At 71.6% G+C, this 4,610-nt stretch carries 2 protein-coding genes; one reads left to right on the top strand and one right to left on the bottom strand.

What is annotated here, in order from left to right:
• Positions 1-835: 835 nt before the first annotated feature.
• Positions 836-3,229 (top strand): ATP-binding protein, encoded by a 2,394-nt coding sequence (locus tag ACR807_RS41180; RefSeq protein WP_438926983.1) that lies wholly within the window; start codon positions 836-838, stop codon positions 3,227-3,229.
• Here the strand turns inward: ACR807_RS41180 and ACR807_RS41175 are convergent.
• Positions 3,189-4,379: a cytochrome P450 gene (locus ACR807_RS41175; RefSeq protein WP_438926982.1), complete on the bottom strand. Its 1,191-nt coding sequence runs from the start codon at positions 4,377-4,379 to the stop codon at positions 3,189-3,191. The two genes, ACR807_RS41180 and ACR807_RS41175, sit on opposite strands and share 41 nt — an antisense overlap.
• Positions 4,380-4,610 lie beyond the last annotated feature (231 nt).

The following is a 4,610-nucleotide window of genomic DNA, read 5'->3' as shown; positions in this document are numbered from 1 at the left end:
GACGGGCACGGCCCTTTTCCCGCACCCTTCCCGGCGCACTCCCGCACCCTTCCCGGCGCACTCCCGCACCCTTCCCGAGGCACTCCCGCACCCTTCCCGGGACCACCCGGACGCCTTTAGGCGCATGTGGCGAAGAAGGCGTTCAATCGAGTAATACCCGCCCCGCCGCCCGTTGCGGGTGATGCGCGGGACGAGGGCACGACCCCATTGTGACTGCGGCCACATACCGACGCGCCGCACGGGGTCCGCGCCCCTCTTCGCGGCCGATCGCACGATTGGTCGTCCTCCGACAGAACCGCTCGACCCGCGTGAGCGGACGCCTCGCGGAAAGGGGGCCGGCGGTCGGTCGCCCTCGACCGCCGGCCCTTCCGGGCGTACGGCTCCCCCGCGACCGGGCGCACCCGCTCCCGCCCCTGCGCCGTCGCCCGACCAGACCACTGACCAGGCCGTCGAGCCCGGCGCCCACGGCCGCCGACCGGTTCCCGGACCGGCCCCGGGGGGGTTCCGTGACCCTTCCCACCTTCGGGACTTGGGCATTCCGAAGGATCAGGAGTGCCGTTCACATTCGCCCGCACCACACGCCGGCCGTCTCGGCAATCGCCCGATTGCCGAGACAACCCGATAAAAAGCAAGACGGGGGTCGGTTTTCAACCGCCACCAGGGGGTCAAGTTTCCGGGGCCGTTCACACCTTCGGGCCGTACGCGGGACGGCTTGGGCTGCTGCGTTCGCACCGTAGATGTGCGACGCTCACGTACAGGTGACAAGACGCTGCGGTGGGGGCGGGCTCGACGCCGTCCCCGTGGGACGCGACGGAATCTCTGGGGGAAAGAGAAAGTGACCTACTTCAAGATGCTGGGCCCTTTAGAGGTCGTGCACGGCGACGAGTTGGTCGACCTCGGCGGCACCCGACAGCGGGCCACCCTCGGGCTCCTGCTGCTCAACCGGAACCGCGTCGTGGCCAGCAGCCAGCTGGTGGACTCGCTCTGGCCCAAGGACAAGGTCCCGCTGTCGGCCAGGAAGATCGTGCAGAACTCGGTCTGGCGGCTGCGCCGGGCGCTGTCGGCCAACGGCGGCGGCTCCGCCGTGCTGCTCAGCCAGCCGCCCGGCTACATGCTGCGCGTCGAGCCCGAGCAGACCGACGTGCAGGACTTCCACCACAAGGTCGAGGCGGGGCGCGCCAGGTTCGCCGAGGGCGACCTGGCGGCGGCGTCCCTGCTGCTGCGGCAGGCGTTGGAGCTGTGGCGCGGACCCGCGCTGGCCGACCTGGTCGAGTCCGGCATCCACTGGCCCGAGCTGACCCCGGTGCAGAACGCCAGGCTCGACGCCCTGGAGGACTACTTCGAGGTCGAGCTCGCCAGGGGGCACCACCAGCAGGTCCTGTCGGAGCTCCAGCGCACGGTCGCCACCGAGCCGCTGCGCGAGCGCCTGTGCGGGCAGCTGATGCTGGCGCTGTACCGCAGCGGCAGGCAGACCGACGCCCTCAACGCCTACTACACCGTGCGCACCACCCTGGTGGAGAAGGTCGGCCTGGAGCCGAGCCCGGCGCTGCGCTCGCTGCAGCAGGCGATCCTCACCCACGACCCGGGGCTGATCCCGGTCGGGATGCAGCAGCAGATCAAGCAGAGGATGACCGGTCTCCCCCGCGACCCGGCCGACGAGCAGCCGAGGCCCGCCGACGTCCGCCCCGCGCCGCCGGCGCCGGCGCGAAGACCCGTCCCGGGGCCGGAACCGGACCGGCACGAGGACACCGGGCTCGTCCCGGCGCCCACCGTGCACGTGCTGCGCAGCATGGTGGCCGAGCGCAAGGACGTCAGCACGCTCATCGTGCGCTGCCAGGGCATGGGCAACACGGCGCTGGAGACGGCCGCGGTCGCGATCCGCACCGAGGTGGAGTCGCTGGGCGGCACCGTCGCGGCCTCCATCGGGTCGATCTGGTTGGCGTTGTTCGGCGTGCCCGACACCGCCGAGGACGACGCCGAGCGCGCCGTCCTCGCCGCGCTGACCATCCGCGACCGCCTCGGTTTCCCGGACGCCGCCTGCGACGAGCCGCCCATCGCCGTCCACGTCGCGGTGGCCACCGGCGAGGCGCTGGTGCGCTACCACCCCGACAACGACAGCGCGCCGTCGGTGAGCGGCGTCCTGCTCGACGAGTGCCACGGGCTGCTCTCGCAGACCCCGGTCGGCGAGATCCGGGTGTGCGAGAACACCAGGCGCGCCACCGAGTGCGCCGTCACCTACTTCAGGGCCGACTCGTCCTTCGGCTGGCAGGTCGGCGGGCTCCGGCAGGAGTACGTGGCGCTGCACGACATGCCGGTGGTCGACCGGGAGCACGACCTGGAGGTGCTGCGCGGGCTCCTGCACCGCACCCGGCACCTCGGGGCGCCGCACCTGGTGACCGTCCTCGGCGACCCCGGCGTCGGCAAGACCCGGTTCGCCCTGGAGTTCGAGCGCAGGGTCGCCGCCGCCGCCGAACCGGTGCGGGTGCTGGTCGGCCGCGCGCGGAGGTTCGTCGAGGACACCGTCACCGACGTGCTCAACGACCTGCTGTGCTCGTACTGCGGCGTGGACCCGGACGGCCCCGCCGAGTCGGTGCGGGCCGAGCTGGCCGGCGCGGTGGAGCGGCTCGTCCAGTCGGAGGACGAGCGGCGCAGGTTGTTGACCTGCCTCACCGGTCTGGTCGACCCGGCGCGGGACACCCCGGACGTGCCGGTCGCCGAGGTGCTGCGCGCGTGGCGGTACCTCCTCGGCCGGATCGCCCTGTGCGGCCCCGTCGTCGTGGTCGTCGAGGACCTGCACGTCGCGGACGACCACCTGGTCGACTTCGTCGAGGACCTGCCGAGGTCGCTCGCGGGCCTGCCGGTGCTGGTGGTCGTCACCGCGCGGCCGGAGCTGGTCAAGCGCCGCCCGGTGTGGGGTTCACGGCTGCGGCACGCGCTGGTGATGAACCTGGAACCCATCTCGGACAACGCGATCGACCGGCTGCTGGAGTTCCTGCGGTCCACGAGGGACAGCGGCGTCAGGGGTCCGGCCGGGAGCATGCTCGCCGACGTGGGCGACGACTCGGACGCGCGGCGCAGGCACGTGAGGCGGGTCCTGGCGTCCGGCTCGGCGTTCCTGCGCCGGGAGCGGCACGCGGGCGCCGGCGCCTGTGATCAGGCCACCGCCGCCCGCGTGGTGTACTGCGAGATCACCGAGATGCCCGCACCGGCAGCCGGCGGGGGCAGATGATCTGGTGGGGGTTCTCCCACTCCACGCCGAGGGCGGGGTCGACGCTGATCTTCGAGTAGCGGTCCAGCAGCATGTTCAGCGCGATCCTGCCCTCCAGCCGCGCCAGCGGCGCGCCGAGGCAGAAGTGGATGCCCTGGCCGAACACCAGGTGCCCACCGGTGTTGCGGTGGATGTCGAAGCGGTCGGGGTCGGGGAACTTGACGGCGTCGCGGTTGGCGGCGCCGATCCACGGCGTCACGAGCTGGCCCGCGGCGACCGGGTGCCCGCCGATCTCGGTGTCAGTGGTGGTGACCCGCACCAGGCGCGGGAACGGCGGGTACATGCGCAGCACCTCCTCCAGCGCGCCGGGCACCAGGTCCCGGTTCGCGCGGATCTCGGCCAGCGCCCCGGGGTTCTGGTCGAGGAGGATGACCGCGGTGCAGATCAACGACATCGTGGTGGCGTGCCCGGCGAACATGGTCAGGCCGGTGACGCCGATCATCTCGCCGTCGGTCAGCGGCTCGCCGTCGATGGTGGCGTTCGCCAGCCTGCTCATGACGTCGTCGCGCGGGTTCTCCCGGCGGTCGCGCACGTGCCGCAGGAAGTACTCGCCCATCTCGTGGAGCGCGGGCCCCACCTCGCTGTCGAGCAGGTCCGGGGGGACGGTGGCGGCGTCGAGCGCGCCGATCGCGTCGCCCCACACGCGGAACAGCGGCTCGTCCTCGATGGGCAGGCCGAGCACGTCGGCGATCACCGTGATCGGCAGCGGGAAGGCGAGCGCGTCGACGAGGTCGAACGAGTCCCGGTCGGCGACCTGGTCCAGCAGGCGGGCGGTGATCAGTTCGATGCGCTCGGAGAGGTTCGCGACGGCGCGGGGGGTGAAGACCTGGCTGATGACGGTGCGCAGTTTGCGGTGCCGGGGCGGGTCCGTGGTGACCAGGTTGCCCTCGTCGAATCGGTCGAGTTCCACGTGCGGCGCGTTGAAGAGCCGCGCCGTCTCCGAGGAGAACGTCTTGGTGTCCGCGAGGATCCTGGTGATGTCCGCATAACCGAACACCTCCACCCCGTGGTCGCCGCCGTGGGTGACCGGCCGTGAATCAAGCATTTCGCGGAACCACGAGAACAGCGACTCGACTGGTTCCATGGTGGTGCTGCCGATGGACGCGCTCATGGCCAGGAGCCTAGCTCCGGAATGCCTTGTCCGGGCACGCGTTTTCCTTTGTTGAGATTGTCGAGGTGAAATGGTGAACAGCGGTGACCGCGTATTCCGGTCACCGCTGTCCCGCAGACCCCGCGTAGACCGCCCTGAGACCCCCCGGAGAGCGGGTGGCCTCAGGGCGCGCGGAGGTCACCTCCCGCCGAGGCCGCGGTACACCCCCCGCTTCACCTTCGGCACGAAGAT

The organism is Saccharothrix sabaoui (assembly GCF_051756985.1).
Classification (GTDB): Bacteria; Actinomycetota; Actinomycetes; order Mycobacteriales; family Pseudonocardiaceae; genus Actinosynnema.
Note: the sequence above shows the minus strand (reverse complement) of the source record. Positions and strands in the feature narration are given on the sequence as shown.

What these genes read in the sequence shown, in the direction of transcription:
- ACR807_RS41175 (WP_438926982.1), bottom strand. Translation starts at nt 4,379, where the DNA reads ATGAGCGCGTCCATCGGCAGCACCACCATGGAACCAGTCGAGTCGCTG.